This is a genomic window from Luteolibacter sp. (genome assembly GCF_058122085.1).
The window spans coordinates 1-20983 of the sequence record NZ_JBIKBQ010000070.1 but is presented as its reverse complement, the minus strand read 5'-3'; the positions used below and the strand labels follow the sequence as shown (position 1 = coordinate 20983).

Below are 20983 nucleotides of genomic sequence, written 5' to 3'. Positions count from 1 at the left end.
GCCCGGAAGCCCGGCTCTGCCGCGAGGCGGAAATCGCGGCGGCCACGCTGGCTCTCGTGACCGACTACGATTGCTGGAAAACGGACGAGGTCGCCGTCGAGGTGGAGGCCGTGATCGAGAATCTTCAAGCTAACAGCGCCATGGCGAAGCGGATCATCCGCGCCGCCGTCGCCTCCATCCCGGAAACGCCGTCGAGTCCCTCTCACCGCGTCCTCGACACCGCGATTTTCACGCCACGCACGCTGTGGCCGGAACAAACGGCGAAGGATCTGGCTCCCATTGTCGGACGCTTCGGATGATGCGGGAAGGGATGATGCGGAGAAATTGGGAAAATCCGACTGTCGCTTGGTGTTGACCGGATTGCGCGACGGGCTTACTCACAGGCACTCAACTTCCCAACGATGGAACCTACCACCACAGCATACGGCACCTGGAGCGGCGGACGCTTCATGCATTTTGGCGAAACCTTGTCCGAGGAACGCTTCATCGGATGCATCGAGACCGCCTACGAGGCCGGCATCCGCACCTTCGTCACTTCCGACGTCTATGGAAATGGCAAGGCCGACGAGCTGTTGGGCCGCGCCCTCAAAGGCATCGACCGCTCCACCTACGGCCTGGTGGGCATGATCGGTCACGATTTCTACGAAGGTCAGCGCCAGGGCAGCCAGGGCTACCCGCGCTTCACCTCGCCCGAACTGCGTGGCCCGGATGGCTACTCGGATTTCATCAACATGGCCTGCGCCAAGGAGCTCGAGCGCTGCGGCGCGGACAAGTTCGACCTGCTCATGCTCCACAACCCGGACGAGCTCGGCTACACCAGCGAGCCGCTCTGGCAGGCTCTCGAGGGCGCGAAAACCTCGGGCCTCACCGACCGCCTCGGCATCGCGCCCGGTCCCGCTAACGGTTTCTCGCTCGACCTGGTTTACTGCCTCGAAAAATTCGGCCACCTCATCGACTGGTCGATGCTCATTCTCAACCCGCTGGAGCCCTGGCCGGTCGGGCTGACCCTGCCGGTCTGTGAGAAACACGGTGTCAAGGTGATGACCCGCGTCGTCGATTACGGCGGCGTCTTCCACGACGACATCGGCGGCCCGGAGCACAGCTTCAAGCCCGGAGACCACCGGACCTATCGGCCGGAAGGCTGGGTCCGGCACGGCATGGAAAAGGCGAACCGCATGCGTCCGCTCGCCGAGAAATACAACCTGACGCTGCTCCAGTTCGCCTGTATCTGGAACCTCAGCCACCCCGCGGTGGAAAGCGTGGTGCCCACGTTCATCCAGGAAGCCGGCGAAGGCGCGCGCCTGATCGAAGACAAGATCCGTGATTTCGCCAGGCTGCCGGACGTCCGTTTCACCGCCGAGGAAGTCGATTCGATCCGCCAGATCGGCGACAACACCGGCTGCATGACCTTGAAAGGCGCCAGCAAACGCCACGCCACCAGCGAGCGCCCCGACGAGTGGCCGATGCGCGAGGACCTGTTGGAACTCGCCGGCCGCCACGGCCTCGGCTCCGAGTGGTAAGCAGGGGGATCACGCCCGCCGGGGATGATTCGGTTCAACCCTTGCCGTCCAGGTATTTCCAGGCTCCTTGGTAGCGCTTGAAGCGGGAGCGTTCGTGGAGTTCGCGGGCCTGGCCGCCCTTGGAGGAGCCAAGGATGGTGAGGAAGCGCCAGTTCGCCTCGTGGATCTGCAGAATTCAAACCGGTTGCCCGGCGGCGAATCCGCTGTCAGGGTGGGCTCGCGCATGGCTCGTCAATACACCCTTCATCGCCCGCAAGCGGTCGCGGCATCCGGCATCGATTACGTGGCGGCGCTCAACGCGGAGCAATACGAGGCGGTTTCCTCGTCGCCGGGGAAGGCGCTGGTCATCGCGGGGGCGGGCTCGGGGAAGACGCGGACGCTCACTTACCGGGTGGCCTGGCTGCTGGACCACGGGATCGAGTCGAAGCAGGTGCTGCTGCTCACCTTCACTAACAAGGCGGCGCGGGAAATGATCGAGCGGGTGCGGGAACTGGTGCCGCACGACACGTCGGACTTGTGGGCGGGGACTTTCCACTCGGTCGGCAGCCGGATCTTGCGGCGGCATGCGGAGGATCTCGGATTCACCCGCTCGTTTTCGATTTTGGACCGCGACGACCAGAAATCACTGCTCTCGGCGGTCATCGCGAACTGCGACATCGACACCAAGCAGCGGCGGTTTCCGAAGGCGGACGTGCTGGCGTCGATGTTCAGCCTGATCGAAAACACCGGCGCGACGCTGGAGGAGGTCATCGCCGCCAGATACGATCATTTTTACGACTGGACGGAAAAAATCGAGCTCGTCCGCACCGGCTACATCGCGAAAAAGCTGGCGACGAACTCGATGGATTTCGACGACCTGCTGGTGATGACGGTGCGGCTCTTCGAGGAGCGGCCGGACGTGCTGGAGCTCTATCAGCGGAAATTCAAGCACATCCTGGTGGACGAGTATCAGGACACCAACTCGGTGCAGGGCCGGATGATCGACCTGCTGGTGGGCGACAAGAACAGCCTGATGGCGGTGGGCGACGACGCGCAGTCGATCTACTCGTGGCGCGGCGCGGACATGGAGCACATCCTGGGATTTCCGGTGCGCTATCCGGGTTCCAGGGTTTTCACGATCGAGACGAACTACCGCAGCGTGCCGGAAATTCTCGATCTATCCAACGCGGCGATCCGGGCGAACTCCGGGCGGTTTGAAAAGGACCTGCGCGCGTCGCGCGAGCCGGCCGGGGCGAGGCCGGCGCTGGTCGCGCTGGAAGACCCGCGCAGCCAGGCGGCCTTCGTCGCGCAGCGGATGCTGGAGTTGCGCGAGGAGGGGATTCCGTTGGAGCAGATGGCGGTGCTCTATCGGGCGCATTTCCAGAGCTTGGAAATCCAGATGGAGCTGACGGTGCGGGGGATTCCGTTCGGGATCACCAGCGGGCTGCGGTTTTTCGAGCAGGCGCACATCAAGGACATCGCCGCCTTCATGCGCTTCGTGGTGAACCGGCGGGACGAGGTGAGTTTCATGCGGATGGTCAACCTGCTGCCCGGCTGCGGGCCGGTGGCGGCGCAGAAGCTGTGGAGCGAGTGGCTGAAGAGCGGTTGGGCGGCGAAGGAGGAGCTGCCGCCGAAGTGGTCGGACCTGTTCCTGAAGTTCAAGGTGCCGAAGAAGGCGGTGAAGCACTGGCAGCAACTCTGTTATGTGTTGGACGAGTTGACGCCGGGCGGGGAGTTCGCCCGGCCTTCCGAGATGATTTTCAGCATCCTGGAGGGAGTCTATGACGAGTATCTCAAGGCGAGCTTCGAGAATTTCGAGAACCGCCGCAGCGACATCGAGCAGCTCTCGCAGTATGGCGGCGGCTTCGACGACATCCTCGATTTCCTCGCCCAGCTCTCGCTGATGAGCTCGGTGGACGGCGAGCCGACGGGCGACAAGAGCGAGCGCGACGACGAGAAAGTCACGCTCTCCTCCATCCACCAGGCGAAAGGGCTGGAGTGGGAGGTGGTGTTCCTGATCTGGCTGGTGGACGGGCAGTTTCCTAACGGCCGCATCCTCGAGGCGGAGGACCAGCCGATGCTGGAGGAAGAGCGGCGCCTGTTCTACGTGGCGCTGACGCGGGCGAAGGACGATCTCTATTTGACCTTCCCGATGATGAACCCGAAGTCCTACACCGGCGACGTCATCTGCCGCCCGTCGAGGTTCCTCGAGGATTTCCCGGCGGAGCTGGTGGAGGAGTGGAACGTGGGAAACGACGACGCCTGGAGCGACGACGAGCCGTTCTGAATCCTCTTGCTTGGCGGGTGTCACCGAAGGTGGGGGGCGAAATAGGGGGTGTGGACATTTTGTCCACTTGCCGATGCGCGGCGAAAGCGGGGGCGCGAAGCCCGGCTCTTTCTCTTCACATCGTCCGGGCGGACAAGATGTCCGCCCCCCTTTGCCGGTCAGTGCGTCATCGGGCTCTCGCCGGAGGCTTCGCCGAGGCGGGAGAGATGTTCTGGCAGGAATTTCTTGAAGCGGGTCTTGTCGATGGCCTTCATGTAGGCTTCCTCGGGCGAGATCATGCCTTCGCGGAGTTTCGACCAGATCGATTCGTCCATGAACTGCATGCCTTCGTTCTTGCCGCCGGTGATGACGTCGTAGAGTTTCTGGGTCGCGCCCTCGCGGATGATCGCGGCGACGGCGGGGGTGGCGAACATGATCTCGTGCACGGCGGTCCGGCCGGGCTTGTCCACGCGCTTGCAAAGCAGCTGGGCGACGACGCCGCGCAGCGAGGCCGCGAGCATGGTGCGGACCTGGGATTGCTGGTTGGCGGGGAACACGTCGATGATCCGGTCAACGGTCTTGCGGGCGTTGTTGGTGTGGAGCGTGCCGAAGACGAGCAGGCCGGTTTCGGCGGCCGTTAGGGCGAGCGAGATGGTTTCCAAATCCCGCATTTCCCCGACGAGGACGATGTCCGAGTCTTCCCGCAGCGCGGCGCGCAGGCCGTCGGCGAAGGAGGGCGTCTGGATCGGCACCTCGCGCTGGGTGATGATGGAGCGCTTGTTGCGGTGGACGAACTCGATGGGCTCCTCCACCGTGATGATGTGGCGGTTGAAGTTGATGTTGATGTAGTCGAGCAGCGCGGCGAGCGTGGTGGACTTGCCCGAGCCGGTGGGGCCGGTGACGAGGACGAGGCCGGAGCGCATGTGGCCGAATTCCTTGACGACTTCCGGCACTCCGAGGCTTTCGAGCGTGGCGATTTCGGTGGGGATCAAGCGGAAGACGGCGGCGAGGCCGTTCTGCTGTTTCAGATAGTTGCAGCGGAAACGGGAGTCCACGTCCATTTCGTAGGCGAAGTCGAGATCGCCGTCTTCGAGGTAGCGCTGGAAGGCCTTGGCGTCACAAATTTCGGCGAGAAGATCCCTGAAGCTGTCTCCTGCCAGAGCTTGCTGGTCGGGGATGTTGACGACCGCGCCGTGGACGCGGATTTTGGGCACCTGGCCTTCGGACAAATGAAGGTCCGAACCCTTGGTGGCGATCAGATAGCGGAAAAAATTGTCGATCTTGGCCATGGAGAAGTGAGAGGAATAATGGGTTTTTGGAGTGTTGCCTTTGGGGTGACCGGTTCGGTTGGGAGCGGGTCAGGATTCAAAGAACGCCTTCATCTGGTTCTTGTCATCCGAGCGGAACAGCGTCTCTTCCCTGGAGATGAGGCATTGCACGTAGAGTTGGCGCAGCGATTCGTCCATCGTGATCATCCCGACGTTCTTGCCGGTCTGCATCACGCCGGGAAGCATGAAGGTTTTGCCCTCGCGGATGCAGTTGGCGACTGCGGGGGTGTTGACCAGGAGTTCGAGGGCGAGAACGCGGCCATTGCCGTCGGCGCGGGGGACGAGCTGTTGGGAAAGGATGCCGCGGAGCGACTCGGAAACCATGATGCGGATCTGCTCGCGCTGGTCGGTGGGGAACACGTCGAGCACCCGGTCGAGGGTCCGCGGGGCGTTTCCGGTGTGGAGGGTGCCGAGAACCAAGTGGCCGGTTTCCGCGGCGGTGAGAGCGAGCTGGATGGTCTCGAGGTCGCGCATTTCTCCGACCATGATGACGTCAGGGTCCTCCCGCAGCGCGCCCCGCAGAGCGCGGGCGAAGGATTCGGTGTGCTTGTGGACTTCGCGTTGGTTGACGTGGCAGCCTTTGGATTCGAAGACGTATTCGATCGGGTCTTCGAGGGTGAGGATGTGGTCCTCGCGGTCGCGGTTGATGAAATCGACGAGGGCGGCGAGGGTGGTGGACTTGCCGGAGCCGACGGAGCCGGTGACGAGGACGAGGCCGTTCTGATAGCGGGTGAGCGGCAGAATGTGCTCGAGCGGTAGTCCGATGTCTTCGATCGACTTGATCTTGTCGTTGATGATCCGGAAGGCCATGTCGTAGCCGAGGCGCTGCTTGACGACGGAAGCGCGGTAGCGTCCGTTGGGCGCGGAGTAGGCGAAGTCGATGTCACCATGTTTTTGGAGCCGGTCCCATTCCTTCTGGCCGAGGAAAGAGCGGGCAAGGCGCTCGGTGTCCTCGGGAGTCAGCGGATCATGGTCGGTCCAGATCGGGGAAAGTTGACCGAAACGCCGCCATGCGGGTGGATAGGCGGTGGGAAGGTGGAGGTCCGAGCAGTCATAATCGCGCCCGAGTTGGAGGTATTGATCGACGTGATCGAGAACCTGATGTGCAGACATGAATGGATTTATAAAGGTTTAGATGAAGGGATCCGGTTAAACTGAGTGGAGTTGACCGCCGAGGTGCGTGTCTGACCGGTGAGATAGCTTTTCACTTGGTCGGTGAGCCAGACTTTTGCGATGGGACGAATGGCGGTTAAGGTGAGACCCAGCAGGGTGAGCGGCAAGCCCCGGTGCTTTTTTTCCGCGGGGCGGCGGGGTTTGAGGCGGAGAAGCAAGCTGGCGGCGAGTCCTGACGCCAATGATCCGAGCAGCCAGCCCGCCGGGTGCTCCTTCAGGGAACCGCGGATTCTCGCGGGGACGTCGAGCCGCTGTTTGAGCAAAACCGCCTCGTGCTCCAGGCAGGAGCGGGCTGCTTCGCCGAGGCGGATCAGTCGTTCGATTTCTTGGTCTTTTGGAAATTTTCGATCCATTCTCGGTCCTTTTGAAATTCAGCACGGGTGATGGGAAACGCGGTGGCTGCCGAGGGTCTGGCCAGCCGGGCGAGGATGATGCCACCCAAGAGGTGGAGAACAGCGGCACCGATGGCGACCTGGTCCCATGGCAGGTCGGCGGATTTCGCAATGATGGAAACTCCTCCTGCGAGAAGGAGGGCCCACGCGAAAACGATGCATCCAACCGCCGCGGCAAGCGACGAGCCGCGCCTAGCAGTTTGCTTGGCGGCGTCTTTTGCCTCCAGCTCAATCAGGGTCAGCCGGGTCGCGACCAAGGACATCAAGGCTTCGCGCCAATTGGCGGGGAGCGGGTCCTGCGGCTGCGACTCGGGCTGTGCGGCTTCTTCGGGAGGAGCCGGCACGATGTCAGACGAAGAACTCATGAGACTGGAGGAAAACCCACCTGACAGGAGGTCATGTTTCTCAGCGGCGGACGATGAGGCCGATCAGGAATCCCGCACCGAGGGCACTCAGCACGCATTTGGTGGGATTTTGGCGGATGTAATCCTCGGCCGTGATGTGCAGTTCCTTGGCTTTCACCCGGGTGTCCTGCCATTGTTCGGTGGCGGATTCCTTGAAATGGAGGGCCTTTTCGGTGGCGGTGGCCTTGAGTTGGCTGGCCCGCTCGGTGGCGGTGTCGCGGAACTGCTGGGCGGACTCGACGGCGCGGCCCTTCAGCGCGGCGGCTTTTTCTTCGGCGGTGTGGACGAATTCGCGGGCTTTTTCGCCCGCGGCGGCGCGGAGATCGTTCGCGGCCTGTGAAACCGAGGGTGTCTGAGTGAAGCCTGCTTCCGGATCGAGTGTGTTAGCGGCGGGAAATGGATTGTTCATGGGGGTTGGTTTTGGTTTTCGGATGAACCTTCATGATTCACCGGCGTCGAAAAAAAACTAGCCCTTCCCGCTGGCGGGCGCAAGATGTGACTTGAAAAAATATCCATCATTCGCCGTCGTCGATGACTTTGGCCCGCGGCGCTTCCAGCAGGATTTGTTTCTGGGTTTCCTGAGGAGCGGTGAACTTGAGGCTTTCCCATTTGGGGGCTTTGAGCGGACCGGTTCCGCGGAATTGGAATAGCCCGGAAAACGGCCGCAGCGGCAAGGTGATTAATCCGAGCAGGCCGCGAGCGTTCATCCGCAGGGTCATGTCGATGGTCCGCTCTTTCAGGTCGAGCGAGCCATCGCCGGTGAAGTTGAGCGAAGTGGTGGCAGTTTGGAAATCGTTGCTGGTGAGGATGCCGTCTTGGATCTTGAAGGTGAAGAACGCGCTTTTCGCCCGTTGGAAGCCCGCTCTCTCGTCATTCAGCACGCCTCCGATCAGCGGGGTGAGCGGGCCGAACATCGGGACGGAAAATAGCTCGGCTTTTTCCAGCGCGAGCAATCCCTCGCCTGCCATGGTTTCCACCTTGCTGTCGGTGAGCGAGAAATCGATCCGGCCGGTGACGTCGCCGGCGCCTTTCATCTGGAAACCGTAGGTGGAGGTCAGGCCGGGGATCGACAGCTTGGTCCAGCTCAGCTCGCCCTTGAGCCGGCCTCCGCCGAGATACTCGAAATTTCCGGCCACAGGTCCGTCGAAGGCGTCGAGCTTGAGGTTGGTGACGCGGGTCCGCTCACCGCGGATGGCGACTTGCGCGGAGGGGCGGTCGAGCGTGAGGTTCTCGCCGAGAAACTGATAGTCCGCCGGATGGTCGGAACTGAAGGAAACGTCCAGGGCGGTGCGTCCCTGCGGCGTGACGTCCACCACGCCGGCGCCTTTGAGTTCCGGCGGTTGGTGGAAGCGGTATTGTTCGAGGGTGTCCGCGACTTTCGGCGCGAACAGCCGGACCATCGGCGCGGCCCAGAACGCGCCGCGCACGTCCTCGACTTCCACCAGTTTGCTCGGCGCGTCGTAGCGGATGCGGCCGACCTTCGCGGTGCCTTCGGTCGGTCCGTTGAAGGCCTGGTGAAGGGCGTAATCCGAGTAGTTGAAAACCACCGTGCCGTCGTAAAAATCCAGCTCGTGGTGGTTGAGCGAAAACTGGCATTTCGCCGAGTTCACCGGCACTCCCTTGTAGTTCAGGTTTCTCACCGAGCCGCTGCCGGTGTAGGCCCAGGCGAATCTGTTAGTCACGTCGAAGCCGCCTTCCAGCCTGACATCGACCGACGCGCCCTCGCGCTCGGAGAAATCATTGAGGACGATCTCCAGCGGTTGCTTGACGAAAAACGGTCGATAGACCGGCACCGGCAGGGTGCTGTGCAACTCCAGCCGGACCAGGGGCCACTCGACCATCGCCTTGCCCTTAGCTTCACCGTCCGGCCGGATCAAGCGCAAGTCCCGCAGAAACAGGTCTCCGTCCCGCCATGAGAACGCGCCTTCCACGGCATCGAACGGCATTCCCCGCAGCGTCACCGATTCGCAGCGGGCGTGGCCGGTCAGCTTGATCTGCGGCACGTTTTTCTCATCCAGTTGGAAATCCCCCTCGGCTTCCAGCCGTTGTTTTCCGCCGATTGAAACGTCGTGAAGCGCTGGCAGTCCGAGCCACGCGGTGAGGAGTTGGGGAACCTCCAGCGACGAGGAGACATCGAAGCGGCCCTCGCGGTCCCGCAGGTTGTAGTCGATGTGTCCCTCGAAAACCCCGCGTGAGTCGGTCGCACGCAGCGAGGTGACGGTGAGCACGTCGCCGGCCATGTCCGCCTGCGCGGTGACTTCGTTGAGGACATGTCCGTTTTTCTCCATGCCTTGGATCCTCAACCCGATTTTGGCGGTGATCGAGGAGTGGTCGTTGATGTCGCCCTCGGCGGTGATCTGCAGGGCGGGAGCGTGGTTTCTATCGAAATTCCACTTCTCCAGCTCGTTGATCACCTTTGCCAGCAGGGCGCGCCGTTTGCCCTCGTTGGAATCGTCGGGCGGTTTGCTTCCCTCCTGCTGATAGCCGATGAGGCGGGCGTTGAGGGTGACGTCGATTCCGGCGATTTTGCCGTGGGCGTCGCGGATTTCCAGGCGCCGCTCGCCGGGCATCAACACGGTCCCGTTCGCTTCGGTGATGTCAAGGGTTTCGGACTCGGGATCTTTCGGGTCCACGGCCAGGACGAGGCGGGCGTCGTCGAGCTGGAGCCTTTTGAGGTGGATGGTGCCGCGCGCGAGCTTGGTGTTGTCGAAGCTGAGAACGACGCGTTCCAGCCGGGAAAACTCCCGCAGGTGTTCGGCTTCGGAATAGACCCTAACGTCGGTGGCGACGATCCCCCGGAAGACGGCGTAGCGCAAACCGCCGATCTTGAGATGAACTCCCTGTTTCGAGGTCTCCCGCTCGATGGCGGCGCGCCACGGCTCGGGCAGGCCGGTGTGGTTCGCCCACCACAGGACGCCGGTGGCGCCTAACAACGCGGCAAGGGTCAGCAGGAATGCGAGCGTGCGCAGGTTCCGGGTGAGGTGGAGGCGATACATGCGGAATTTCGGCGGAGCCTAGGGCCGCGGTTTGCGAAAAGCAACTCAGGGAACCAAACCCGCCTCGCGGAACGAATAATAAGGAGCCCTGCCCGGCGACGGCCTGCCGATGATGACGTGATCAAGGAAGCAAACCTGCATCAGTTTCGCCGCCTCCACCATCCGCTTGGTCACGATTTCATCCGCGCGGCTGGGGCTCGGGTCGCCCGACGGGTGGTTGTGAATTAAAATGAATCCGTAAGCTCCACGGGTGATCACCGGGCGGAGAATTTCCCGCGGATGCGCGCTCGAATCGTTGACGGTGCCGACCGAGACGACCGTGGTCGCCACATGCCGCAAGCGCGTGTCGAGCACCGCGACCATGACTTGTTCCTGCGACAAATGCCGGAGCTGCGGCCCGAAGAAATTATGGATCAGCTCGGGCGTTTCGAGCGAGACATCCCGCAGTTGCTCGCGGGCCACGCGGGTTCCGAGCTCGAAGGCCGCCGCGAGTTTCGAGGCTTTTGCCAGACCAAGACCCTTGATTTTCGACAACTCGGCGACCGGCAAACCGCCGAGCGCGCCCATCGACCCGTATTTGGCGATCAGTTCCCGCCCGATCTCGATCGCGCTGCGACCTTTCATTCCGGTGGAGATGAACAACGCCATCAGCTCGGCATTGTCGAGGGCGGCGGGTCCGAGCGATGCGAGTTTTTCCCGCGGCCGCTGGTCGTATGGCATGTCCTGGATGCGCGAACTGAGCGGTTCGGGGTCGTTCATTTGAACAAGCTAACGAAATTTCCGGGTTTGGCAAGGATTGGAAATCACGAGGGTGACACAGGCGTTCCCGCCTGCGCTTCCCGCGGGCAATAAAGTAAAGATCAGGCAGGAATGCCTGAGTCACCCCGGACCGGCGGGCGCTCGGGCTCGTGGATGGTTTTCGCGAGCGGTTCGATGCTCTCGCCGTTGATGGCCCACGATTGATAGAGGGCGGGCAGGGGAGCGGCGAGAGTGAGCTTGCCGTCGCGTTCCAGGCGCCGGAGAACCACGCGGAGGATGGCGAAGGCCATGCTGCCGAGCTCGTCGTCGTCGCGGTTGCGGTGGATGCGTTTGACGAGGTCGGTCTGGGCGATGCGGTCGATTTTCCCGTCGCGCGCGAGGTCGATGAGATGCGCCATTTCCACGCCGTAGCCGACGGGAAACGCGAGCGATTCCAGAGTCTCGCGGCGGGCGGCGTATTCGCCGGAAAGCGGCTGGAGGATGCCGCCGAGCTCCGGATAGAACAGCGAGATCAGCGGCCGGATGAGGATTTCCGAAACACGCCCGCCGCCGGTCGAGTGGGACTCGTCGCCATAGGCAAGCGGGCGTTCGTAGAAGGCCTTGACGTAGTCGATGGCGGGGTCGGCGAGCAGCGGGCCGACGAGTCCGGTGACGAAGCCGGGGTGGAAATTCGAGATGTCGCCATCGACATAACAGACGATGTCGCCGCTGGAAACGTGGAGGGCTTTCCAGAGGTTTTCGCCCTTCCCACAATAGTCCGTCCGGTCCGGTAGAATTCCGGAGGCGAGGTGGACGCCGGCTCCCGCGGCAGCGGCGAGTTCGCGGGTGGCGTCCGTGGAACCGGAGTCGATGACGAGGATCTCATCGACCAGTCCGCGGCGCGCGAGCGAATCGCGGATGATCGAAACGATCGGGCCGATGGTCTCCGCCTCGTTGAGCGTGGGGATGCAGACGGAGACGCGGCGGGATTTTTTCAACGCCACCAACGCGTCCACATCGGCGAACTGCCGGTGATGAAAGCGCTGCGGGGAAGGCATGGCGAAGTCCTAGCGGTCCTGCCGGGGGCGTGCAAGGACGATGCTCTTCCGGTGGCTTGCTCCGTGAAATTTCAGCCGCTTGTCCGTCAAATAAATTTTTCCAACCTTTCCGCTTGAAGGGGCGAAAAAGTCATAGCACCGTTTTTGCACATGGAAGTAACGAACAAGAAATCACCGACCCCCGTGGAACTGATCGACTGGTTGAACGATGAAGGGGTCATCGACCTGGATTGGGATTTTCCCGAAGACGGGGATTTGTTTGAGGCCGGACTCGACTCGCTGGCGATCGTGCGACTGGTGGCGGCCGTGGAGGACCGGTTCGAAGTCGAACTGGTAGGGGAAGACCTGTCACGCGCGAATCTAGCGACTCCGGCGACCTTGGCCGCCTTGATCGCGGTGCGGACGGTCTCGTAGCCGCAGCCGTGGCCTTTCACGGTGAGCCAAACCTCGCGGTTCAGCAAATCCGGATCGTGGATGGCGATCAGCCCCAGATTGTCGCTGACGTGGCTCACCCCGTGGGGGCGTCCGCAACTCGACCAGCGGCACGGGCCAGCCGTTTTGCTGGTCGATGATTTTAATCCGGCCAGCAACCTGCCGTGGTATTTCCGGACGTCGGTCATCGTGATCGCGATTCTATCTGTCGGACCGCTGGCCTTGCCTTTGGTCTGGTGGCACCCGACTCTGAAACCGGCGTGGAAAGCCGGCATCACCCTGGCCACGCTCGTGCTGACTTGGCTGATGTACCAGTCCATGATCGAATCGCTGAAGATGCTCGAGGAGATGGAGAAGGCGCTGAAGGGGATGTGACCGACGGCTATCGTTTGGCGGGAGCTTCGATGATCCCTTCCGCTGTCTCCTGCTTGAGGCGGAGCTGGCCGCAGGCGGCGTCGATGTCGTGGCCTTTTTCGAGGCGCAGGTTCGCGGTGACGCCGGCGTTCTGCAGCACCTGTTGGAAGGCGCGGCAGTGGTTGTTTGGCGGGCGTTTCCACTCGAGTCCCTCGACGGTGTTGTAGGGGATGAGGTTCACCTTCGCGCCTAACCGTCGGGCGTGGCGGGCGAGGATGGCGGCTTGTTCGAGCGAGTCGTTGACGTCCTGGATGAGGATGTATTCGAGCGTGAGCTTCTGGGTCTTCTTGGCGTTCCAATGATCAAGCGCGGCGAACAACTCGGCGACCGGCCATTTCTTGTTGATCGGCATGATCTGCTGGCGGACGTCGTCGGTCGCGCCGTGCAGGGAAATCGCGAGGCGGATCTGCTGCGGATGCTCGGCGAGCTGTTTGATCTGCGGGACCAGGCCGGAGGTGGAAATGGTGAGGTGGCGCGCGCCGAGGTGCAGGGTTTTCGGGCCGGTGATCAGGGCGATGGCGGCTAGCAGGTTGTCGAGGTTGGCGAGTGGTTCGCCCATGCCCATGAAGACGAGGGAATCCACGCGCTCGCCGGAGAGTTGCTCGGCGGCGAGGACCTGCCCGGCGATTTCCGCGGCGTCGAGATTGCGGGTGAAGCCGGCGAGACCGGAGGCGCAGAACTTGCAGCCGTAAGCACAGCCGACCTGCGAGGAAACGCAGAGCGTGCGGCGGTCGGATTTCTCGCCGTAGAGCGCGGGGTTGGCGGGGATCAGCACGCTTTCCACGTAGCGACCGTCGTGCAGGCGGAAGAGGAACTTGCGGGTGGTGTCGGCGGAGCCCTGGGTAGTGCTGTGTTCGAGCGCGGCGAGGCGGAAGGAGTCTGCCAGTTTCGCGCGGAGGGCGGCGGGAAGGTTGGTCATCGCCTCGATGGAAGTGACCTTTTTTTTCCAGACCCATTCGAGGATCTGGTCGGCGCGGAAAGCGGTTTCGCCAGCGTCCTTGAGCCAAGCGGCGAGATTTTCCGGGGATTGGCCGGTGAGGGATGGGAGCACTGAATTGGAGATTTGAGAAGATGGAGGTCCAAGGACGACGTCGGCACGCCGGGAGTGGCTTTCAAGGCGGAATTATCTCCATGAAATGGGTTACATGTCAAACGTGGCGCATTGCGGGGCCTGGAGCGCGGCGTCGCGGGCGGCCGGGGAATAAATTCCTCATCCGAGTGGAATTTGCGCTTTGCGGCAGGGCCTGAATGAGAATACTCCGCCTCGTTCCGCGGGAACACCGGCCGGCTTAGCTCAGTGGTAGAGCAACTGATTTGTAATCAGTAGGTCATCAGTTCGACTCTGATAGCCGGCTCCAAGTCATAATTAGGGACTTACGTTTAAAAATACGCTCTGTTAAAGCGGGGTGAAATTCCAATTCCGGCAGTTTTCCGGCAGTTTTGAACCGGACATGCTCGGTCTGGAACTCACCAGTGGCTCTCCAGACACACCAAGGCCCGCTTGCGGCAGGTTTGGGTTCCCGCCGTCTGGTGCACTCAATCCGGACCGCCACACCGGCCACGCATTAAGGTCACGCTTGGGGAGAGGCGTTCCCGTTCCGCGATAAAATGCCAACTTGCCGCGACGTGCGGGATTGCAGGGTGGGGGACTGGCAGCATGTCAGCTTCGTTTACGAGTGGCGCGGGAGATCCTCGACGCAGAGCTTTCAGCCCAATGCCGAGCGGAGGTGTCCTTTTGAGGCGGAGAAATTCAAGCCGGACGAGCCGGTGTGGAAGTTCAGGCGCGACGTGTGGCCGGGAATGGATAAGCAAAAAGGATTGTGGGACGTTTGGCTCAGGGTGGAGTGACTTCCGGGCTGTAAGCAGCCCATCAAAGTTCCCCTATCCGTCAAACAGGTGCCCCCGTTTATCTTCACCCTGATTTTTTCGCGCCTGGCGGCGGAACAGGCACCTTCGTGACATCCTGGCATTTCCCCGTGCCACTGCTGCTGCCGATGATCCGGCCGGAGGTATCCCGTTGCGTGCCGCTGAATGATCCCGAGGGGCTGCCGCTGGTGGCGAAGCTACGTGATGCAGTCCGGATTCGATGACGAAGAGGATGACGAGGTGATCTGCCCCCTCGGGATGGCTTCATGCGTGACCGAGTGGAGGCTGACGGCACCCCAACATTGGTCCATCAAGGACTATTGACGTGTCGGGTGAAAGGGACTGGTGTTCGTGGTGTGGGCACGGAAAAGCCCGCCGGGTGCGTGACCGGGCGGGCTGGGAAAGCGGATGGAGGCTGCCGTCAGCTGACTTTCAGCGGTGTGAGGTGCCGGCGGGCGGAAACGATTGCTCGATGGTGGCGATCAGGCGTTCGGTGCTGCCGTTCATGTGACGGGCGGCCTCGCGCCATTCGACCATCGCGTTTTCACGCAGCGGTGTGTAGCCAGCGACGAAGTCCAACGTGGCTTCACGAAATTCATCGCGGAGTTTGTCGAGCTTGTCGGTGAGGTCGCCGAGGCGAGGATTCGGAACAAAGCGGCCGATGCCTCCATGGAACGGGAAGCTGGATCCTTCGACGGTGGCCTGCACCCGGGACTCGATCAGGGCGAAGGCCGAGAGCGCGTCGCGCGGGATCAGGCGCTTGTGACCGAGCTGGATGAGACGGTCGGAGACGTGTGCGGGATCAAGGCCGAGGTCTTCGGGATTGAGGCGTTTGCAGCCGCGCCAGTAACGGACGGAGGTTGCGACAAGGACTCCACGGCGGCAGATGCCATCGAGGAGCGTTTGGTTTTGGGGGGTGGTGCTGGGGTTCATGATGATGAATGGTTGGGGATGTGTTGTGTGGAGAAACCAAAACACCCGCCGCGATCAGATGACCGGGCGGGCGCTGGGGGAGTGAGAGAAACGTGGGTTTCCTCAAATAGTTATGACACAGGGGAGCCGGGAATTTCCTGCATGCCGCCCACCTTGACATGCGGTAGCCTTTTGCTACCATTCTCCCATGAGCCAGCCTGTGAAACTCTCCGACACCCTGGTCCTTGATGCACGTCTCACCGCCAGGGCCGCAGAGCGCTCGATTGCAGGCCAGATCGAGTTCTGGGCGAAACTGGGACGCGCCGTCGAACCTCTGCTCCAAGGCGTCCAGGCGATGGCCTTGTCCCGCGCCGGGTCCGCCAGGCCGATCTCGGAATGTCTGGAATCCGCAGACTCCGCAGTGGGCCGAAAGCGCGTTGCCGAGCATCTCAAGACCCTGCCGTATCCTCATTACGAGCAATCCGATACCCCGGGATTGCTCATCCGCATCACCGCCGATGGCAAACGCGCCATCGGGCGCTTCGTCAATCGTCAGTTTGAAGTCGTCAAAGCTGTAAAACGATGAGGTCTGTCATCGACCAGCGACCGTTGATCGTGGCGGTGACCGGCCCTAACGGAGCTGGAAAAACCACGTTCTACCACTCCCATCTCAAGCCCGCCGGACTGCGGTTCATCAACGCGGACGTGTTGGCGCTGGAGTTGGAGATGGAGTCCTACGCCGCCGCGCGGGTGGCGGGGGCCCTGCGGAGTGCGCTGGTGGAACAAGGAGAGAGTTTTGTGTTTGAGACCGTCTTTTCCGACCCGGTCGGCGACAAACTGGCGTTCTTGAAAGACGCGGCGGCGCGGGGATACACGGTGGTCCTCTGCTTCATCGGGATCTCCGGCCCGGAGGTGTCGGAGCAGCGCGTGGCGATGCGCGTCTCCCAAGGCGGTCACGATGTGCCATCGGACAAACTCATCACCCGTTACCCACGGACCTTGGCGAACCTCCAAGCCGCCATCCGCGAACTGCCCAATGTCTGGGTCTTCGACAACGACGACCTGCGGGAGTCTTTCCGCAAGGTGGCGGTTTATGAGCAAGGTCGCCGGATCTTCGAAGGGAAACCTATTCCCAAGTGGCTGCGGCGCATTTTGAAGGAAACGCCTGCGAAGTGAACGACCGAGGTCCAGCTTGATTGCCCTCCGCGAACCCGTACACGCGATCACGGAATGCCGGAACGGCCGATAATGGGATAAGTTGCTTCTGTTGTCGCGAGAACCCTCTCCCCCCAGGGAGCTCGCGGAGAACAATCCCCTGGACAAGAGCCCCGGCGGAACACGAAGCCAGCCTCTCCCCCCATGCGCTTCGGTTTCCGCCGGGTTCTTTTTTGCTCAGTCAGGCCCGATAATTGCTCTCGCCAGTACGAGCTTGCCTTGCGGTCTTCGAATCGTGACTCTCACTATCCGCCACCCTGCTCACGAAATTCATGACCGACGCCATCGCCATCCACGGACACGACATCATCGACCTTGTTTCCGCCTATCCGGACGGCATTCGGCTCAGCCTGTTGATGGAAGTTGTGAGCGAGCGCTTCGGGAAATCCGTCACCTTCCACACCGGCTCGGCGATGGGCATGGATCTCGACGGCCTGCTTCGTTTTCTGGAGTCCCGGGACAAGGTGCGGATCACCAGTGGAGTGGTCTATCCGGGTGGTTTGCCGGCGTGTGAGCATTGAGAGCGTGGCGATTCCAGAGCCGCTCAAGGACATACTGACTGCAAGGAATTTGCTTTCTGCGGGAGGCCCCTGAAAGAGCCATTGGGTCGGACCGGCCTGCCTGTCGTCTTGTCCGCCGTAGCTTTAGCGAAGGAGGAAGCCCTCTTGGCGTTCGTGGCTTCAGCGAAGTAGGCGGCGTAGACTGGAGGGCGGGGAAATGGGGGTTGCCGCGGGTTCCGCTCGAAACTCTTCCGTTACGCCAAGGACGCTGTCCGTAAGGCGATGACGTATGAATATCGCGACCGGAAAAGACGCAAAGGTCAATTCCGCCGGTTGTGGACCCAGCGTATCAACGCTGCTGTTCGCAACGAGGATATGACTTACTCGCGCTTCATCGAAGGCCTGAAAGCCGCCGGTATCGAAGCTGACCGCAAGATTCTCTCGGATCTCGCGATCACCGATGCCGCTGCCTTCTCCGCCATCGTTGCGCAGGCCAAGAAAGCCCTCGAAGCGAAACATGCTTCGAAAGCCGCCTGATCCTCGGAACCGAAACCATCAACACGCCGTCCGGCCTCGTGCCGGGCGGCGTTTTTTTGTTTGGCGGAGATCCGTCACTTCGCACCGTCATCCAGCGGACGGGAGCGCCACCAGGCGGCCAGCAGGCTGCCGATCAGGCAATGGTAGACCGCCGAGATCGCAGCCGGGACCGGCGCGAGCGCAAGATGGGAGAAGTGCCGGGTGGCGAGCGCCGCACCAAGGCCGCTGTTCTGCATCCCCACCTCGATGGAAATCGTGCGGCGCAGAGCCTCCTTGCAACCGCTCGCCCAGGCAAAAAGATAGCCGGTGATGAACCCAACAAAGTGCAGTAAAAACACCGAAACGAAAAGCGGCATGGCGGAGCGGGCGATCTCCGGCTTTTTGGAGGCGACGATGCAGCCGACGATCAGCACGATGACTAGGGCGCTCAACAAGGGCCCAATGGCATCCACCCAGCTGCGGATCCTTCCCGGGTGTTTCATTTTCTCCATCAGCGTATTCGCCGTCACCCCGCAGACGAGGGGCAGTAGGACGACGACGAGCATCGAACGGAAAAGCGCGGCGGCATCCACCGGCAGCCACGCCCCGGCGAGCCACCGGGTGAGAAGCGGCGTGGCGAAAATGGCGACCACGGTGGAGCACATCGTGAGCAACACGCTAAGCGGGACGTTTGCCTTGGCCAGGTAACAGATCACGTTGGAAGCTGTGCCGCCGGGACAGCACGCGACGAGGATCAGGCCGATCGCAAGCCCCGTCTCAAGCTGGAACACACGGGCGATGATCCATCCGGCGGTCGGCATGATGAGAAACTGCGCCGCCACGCCGAGCGCGACGTTTCTCGGGTCGCGGGCGACCGCCGTGAAGTCGGCGAAGCGCAGGGTGAGGCCCATTCCCAGCATGATCACCCCGAGCCCGACTTCGATGTGCGGGCGAAACCACGTCCACGCCGCAGGATCCATCCATGCCCATGCGCAACCGAGAATGATCCACAGCGGGAAGAGAGTCGTGGCGGTTCCGAGGAGGCGTTTGCAGGTCACGGGAGAGTTTTCCGGGTGTTTTCGGTTTCCGGCGATTCAAATTTCATCATCGGTTGAAAGATCATGCCGAGTTGCCCAGCTGCTCGTTCACCAGTTTTGCAAAGTCGGAAACCCGCCGGTTCGTGTTTCCACGCGCCCACGCAAGTTTGTAGTGATAGGTGGGCAGCGGGTCGCCGAGCGGCAGAAACACCACTCCCGGAGTCGCCAGGGCGGCGATTCGGCTGGGAAAAACCGACACCCCGAAACCCGCGGCGATGTAGTTCAGCACCGTTGCCGAGCGGTCGACTTCAAAGGAAACCCGAGGTTCGAAGCCGGCGTTCTGACAAAGTCCGATGAGCCACGGATTATAAGCAGGCGCATTGGAACGGGCGGTCAGGTAGAACGCCTCGTCTCTCAGATCGATCAGACGGACCGTCCCGTTTCCCGCAAGACGATGGGTGTCGGGTAGGGCGGCAACCAGCGAATCCTCGGCGGCGAGTGTCATTTCCAGTTCAGGATCCAGAGTCTGCGAAGTAAGGCCGATGAAGCCGCAGTCCAAGGTTCCGGCGAGGATTTCCGCACGCTGCCGGGTGGGGCCCAGTTCGCGAAGGACCAACTCCACCGCCGGGAACGCCGCGCGGTAAACTCTCAGCAGGCGGGGCAGGAGCTCGAAGCTAAGAGTCCCGATGAAGCCGATCCTCAGAATTCCCGTTTCACCCCGGGAGCGGCGCTGGGTCTCGCTGACCGCAGTTTGGGTATCGTCAAGAATGCACTTCACCCGCTCTAGGAAGAGGCTGCCTGCTTCTGTCAGAGCGACTCCACGCGAGTTTCGCTCCAACAGTCTGACTCCCAGTTCCGACTCCAGATCCATGATCGTCCGGCTGAGTGCGGGTTGTGCCACATGCAGTCTCGCCGCCGCCCGGCTGAAATGCAGTTCTTCCGCGACGGCCCGGAACGTTCTTAGATGGCGCAGCTCCATGCTCGAAGAATCATCGCCCATGGGCATCGCTGCAATTCAATCATTCGATTTTTGCGATGGCGTGTTCGAATCAATACTGCACCGACATGAAAACACTCCACTCACTTGCCATCGCCGTGCTCGCCGCATCACCGCTTCTCGCCGCGGAAACTTCTCCCGCCGCCCCGGCTTCCTCGCCATCGAAACGGGTGTTGTTCGTCCTCACCAGTCACGACAAGAAAGGGGATACCGGAGAGTCCACCGGGTTCTATCTCGCAGAAGTCACTCACCCTCATCACGTTCTTTCGGAGGCTGGCTTCACGATCGACTACGTCAGCCCGAAGGGTGGCAAGGCGCCCATCGATGGCAACGATCTCAGTGATCCTATCAACAAGGCTTTCATGGAAAACCCCGCAAACGTCAAAGCGATCGAAAACACGCTGACTCCCAAGGACGTCAATCCCGCGTCTTATACCGCCATTTTCTACGCCGGGGGCCACGGAACCATGTGGGATTTCGCAGATAACGCAGACTTGGCGCGCATCGGCGGTGCGATCTACGACCAGGGCGGCGTCGTGGGCGCGGTTTGCCACGGACCTGCCGGACTGGTGAACATCAAATTGGCAAATGGCGGCTATCTGGTGGCTGGTAAGAACGTCGCCGCATTCACCAACGACGAAGAACGCGCCGTGAAACTCGAAAAAGTGGTGCCGTTCCTACTCCAGGACACCTTGATCAAGCGGGGAGCCAAACATCACGCGGCGCCGAATTTCGAAGCAAAGGTGGTGGTCGATGAGCGTCTGGTCACCGGCCAGAATCCGGCGTCCGCCACGGGCGTGGGGCAGGAAATGGTCAAACTGCTTTCTGTTCCGGTCAAGTAGGCCCTCAAACACCGTCCGACTTCCTATCGGGCGGTGATTCTCAAGGGGTTAGAATCAGTTTGCAGCCTGCGATTAAAAGAACTGCTGCAAGCACTCGCTTGATCATGACGGGGGCCATTTTTCGACTGCCAAAGTAGGATCAGGCAGTCCCTCCGACGATCGCCGCCACGGCCAATGCGACGGCAAACAGAGGAAACCGCCGCGTGCTGCTCAGGTTTCCCAACAGCCCGGAAGCCGAGTTCACCAGGATGAACAAGGCCGCTGCAAGGAATTTGCTTTCTGCGGGAGGCCCCTGAAAGAGCCATTGGGTCGGACCGGCCTGCCTGTCGTCTTGTCCGCCGTAGCTTTAGCGAAGGAGGAAGCCTTCTTGGCCTTCGTAGCTTCAGCGAAGTAGGCGG

Annotated in this window: 21 protein-coding genes, 1 tRNA gene and 2 pseudogenes; 11 read left to right on the top strand and 13 right to left on the bottom strand. The window is 61.7% G+C overall.

The genetic code is table 11. The features are described 5' to 3' along the window. Positions 1-299 (top strand): annotated as a pseudogene (locus tag AC4DF4_RS11675) (S-methyl-5'-thioadenosine phosphorylase); the annotation flags it as partial. 102 nt (positions 300-401) lie between these two features. Beyond that, positions 402-1520, top strand: coding sequence for an aldo/keto reductase (locus tag AC4DF4_RS11670; RefSeq protein ID WP_490048284.1), 1119 nt, complete (start codon positions 402-404; stop codon positions 1518-1520). 34 nt (positions 1521-1554) lie between these two features. Here AC4DF4_RS11670 and AC4DF4_RS11665 read toward each other — a convergent pair whose 3' ends face one another. Then, positions 1555-1656 carry a YchJ family metal-binding protein gene (locus tag AC4DF4_RS11665; protein ID WP_490048286.1) on the bottom strand — a complete coding sequence of 34 codons (102 nt, stop codon included), beginning with the start codon at positions 1654-1656 and terminating at the stop codon, positions 1555-1557. 87 nt (positions 1657-1743) lie between these two features. Between AC4DF4_RS11665 and AC4DF4_RS11660 the strand changes: the two genes are divergently transcribed. After that, the gene (locus AC4DF4_RS11660; protein WP_490048285.1) at positions 1744-3786 is read left to right on the top strand and encodes an ATP-dependent helicase; all 2043 of its coding nucleotides are present in this window, start codon (positions 1744-1746) and stop codon (positions 3784-3786) included. Positions 3787-3944: 158 nt separating this feature from the next. Here AC4DF4_RS11660 and AC4DF4_RS11655 read toward each other — a convergent pair whose 3' ends face one another. From AC4DF4_RS11655 to AC4DF4_RS11620, 8 genes are all read right to left on the bottom strand, one after another. Beyond that, the gene (locus AC4DF4_RS11655) at positions 3945-5054 is read right to left on the bottom strand and encodes a type IV pilus twitching motility protein PilT (RefSeq protein WP_490048283.1); all 1110 of its coding nucleotides are present in this window, start codon (positions 5052-5054) and stop codon (positions 3945-3947) included. 69 nt (positions 5055-5123) lie between these two features. Beyond that, positions 5124-6206: a type IV pilus twitching motility protein PilT gene (locus AC4DF4_RS11650; RefSeq protein ID WP_490048282.1), complete on the bottom strand. Its 1083-nt coding sequence runs from the start codon at positions 6204-6206 to the stop codon at positions 5124-5126. Between the two features lie 8 nt (positions 6207-6214). Further along, complete coding sequence (locus AC4DF4_RS11645) at positions 6215-6619, bottom strand: hypothetical protein (RefSeq protein WP_490048281.1); 405 nt, start codon at positions 6617-6619, stop codon at positions 6215-6217. After that, entirely contained in the window at positions 6577-7023 is a 447-nt protein-coding gene (locus AC4DF4_RS11640; RefSeq protein ID WP_490048280.1) for a phage holin family protein, read from the bottom strand. The genes AC4DF4_RS11645 and AC4DF4_RS11640 overlap by 43 nt, the downstream gene beginning before the upstream one ends. A 40-nt stretch (positions 7024-7063) precedes the next feature. Then, complete coding sequence (locus AC4DF4_RS11635) at positions 7064-7471, bottom strand: ElaB/YgaM/YqjD family protein (RefSeq protein WP_490048279.1); 408 nt, start codon at positions 7469-7471, stop codon at positions 7064-7066. 106 nt (positions 7472-7577) lie between these two features. Then, complete coding sequence (locus AC4DF4_RS11630) at positions 7578-10058, bottom strand: hypothetical protein (protein WP_490048278.1); 2481 nt, start codon at positions 10056-10058, stop codon at positions 7578-7580. Positions 10059-10103: 45 nt separating this feature from the next. Further along, complete coding sequence (gene radC / locus AC4DF4_RS11625) at positions 10104-10817, bottom strand: RadC family protein (RefSeq protein WP_490048277.1); 714 nt, start codon at positions 10815-10817, stop codon at positions 10104-10106. A 101-nt stretch (positions 10818-10918) separates the two neighbouring features. Beyond that, the gene (locus tag AC4DF4_RS11620) at positions 10919-11854 is read right to left on the bottom strand and encodes a glucosyl-3-phosphoglycerate synthase (RefSeq protein ID WP_490048276.1); all 936 of its coding nucleotides are present in this window, start codon (positions 11852-11854) and stop codon (positions 10919-10921) included. Positions 11855-12004: 150 nt separating this feature from the next. On the opposite strand from AC4DF4_RS11620, the gene AC4DF4_RS11615 reads away from it, so the two are divergent. Beyond that, positions 12005-12268: a phosphopantetheine-binding protein gene (locus tag AC4DF4_RS11615; RefSeq protein WP_490048275.1), complete on the top strand. Its 264-nt coding sequence runs from the start codon at positions 12005-12007 to the stop codon at positions 12266-12268. 60 nt (positions 12269-12328) lie between these two features. Beyond that, entirely contained in the window at positions 12329-12661 is a 333-nt protein-coding gene (locus AC4DF4_RS11610) for a zinc ribbon domain-containing protein (RefSeq protein ID WP_490048274.1), read from the top strand. Positions 12662-12668: 7 nt separating this feature from the next. On the opposite strand, the gene rlmN is transcribed toward AC4DF4_RS11610, so the two are convergent. Beyond that, the gene (rlmN, locus tag AC4DF4_RS11605) at positions 12669-13751 is read right to left on the bottom strand and encodes a dual-specificity RNA methyltransferase RlmN (RefSeq protein ID WP_490048273.1); all 1083 of its coding nucleotides are present in this window, start codon (positions 13749-13751) and stop codon (positions 12669-12671) included. Between the two features lie 232 nt (positions 13752-13983). Between rlmN and AC4DF4_RS11600 the strand changes: the two genes are divergently transcribed. Further along, positions 13984-14058: transfer RNA gene (locus tag AC4DF4_RS11600), tRNA-Thr, on the top strand. Between the two features lie 940 nt (positions 14059-14998). Here the strand turns inward: AC4DF4_RS11600 and AC4DF4_RS11595 are convergent. Beyond that, a complete protein-coding gene (locus tag AC4DF4_RS11595; RefSeq protein ID WP_490048272.1) occupies positions 14999-15499 on the bottom strand; it encodes a DUF3150 domain-containing protein in 501 nt (166 codons plus the stop codon). A gap of 187 nt (positions 15500-15686) precedes the next feature. Between AC4DF4_RS11595 and AC4DF4_RS11590 the strand changes: the two genes are divergently transcribed. From AC4DF4_RS11590 to rplT, 4 genes and pseudogenes are all read left to right on the top strand, one after another. Then, entirely contained in the window at positions 15687-16064 is a 378-nt protein-coding gene (locus AC4DF4_RS11590; protein WP_490048271.1) for a TA system antitoxin ParD family protein, read from the top strand. Then, entirely contained in the window at positions 16061-16654 is a 594-nt protein-coding gene (locus AC4DF4_RS11585; protein WP_490048270.1) for an ATPase, read from the top strand. The genes AC4DF4_RS11590 and AC4DF4_RS11585 overlap by 4 nt, the downstream gene beginning before the upstream one ends. A 311-nt stretch (positions 16655-16965) precedes the next feature. Then, the gene (locus tag AC4DF4_RS11580; protein ID WP_490048269.1) at positions 16966-17214 is read left to right on the top strand and encodes a DUF2492 family protein; all 249 of its coding nucleotides are present in this window, start codon (positions 16966-16968) and stop codon (positions 17212-17214) included. A gap of 201 nt (positions 17215-17415) precedes the next feature. After that, positions 17416-17730: pseudogene (rplT, locus tag AC4DF4_RS11575) on the top strand (50S ribosomal protein L20); the annotation flags it as partial. 74 nt (positions 17731-17804) lie between these two features. On the opposite strand, the gene AC4DF4_RS11570 reads toward rplT, so the two are convergent. Further along, positions 17805-18767 (bottom strand): bile acid:sodium symporter family protein, encoded by a 963-nt coding sequence (locus AC4DF4_RS11570; protein ID WP_490048268.1) that lies wholly within the window; start codon positions 18765-18767, stop codon positions 17805-17807. A gap of 61 nt (positions 18768-18828) precedes the next feature. Beyond that, positions 18829-19725, bottom strand: coding sequence for a LysR substrate-binding domain-containing protein (locus AC4DF4_RS11565; RefSeq protein WP_490048267.1), 897 nt, complete (start codon positions 19723-19725; stop codon positions 18829-18831). Between the two features lie 86 nt (positions 19726-19811). Here AC4DF4_RS11565 and AC4DF4_RS11560 point away from each other — a divergent pair, with 86 nt between their 5' ends. Beyond that, positions 19812-20585, top strand: a complete 774-nt coding sequence (locus AC4DF4_RS11560; RefSeq protein WP_490048266.1) for a type 1 glutamine amidotransferase domain-containing protein — start codon at positions 19812-19814, stop codon at positions 20583-20585. Positions 20586-20983 lie beyond the last annotated feature (398 nt).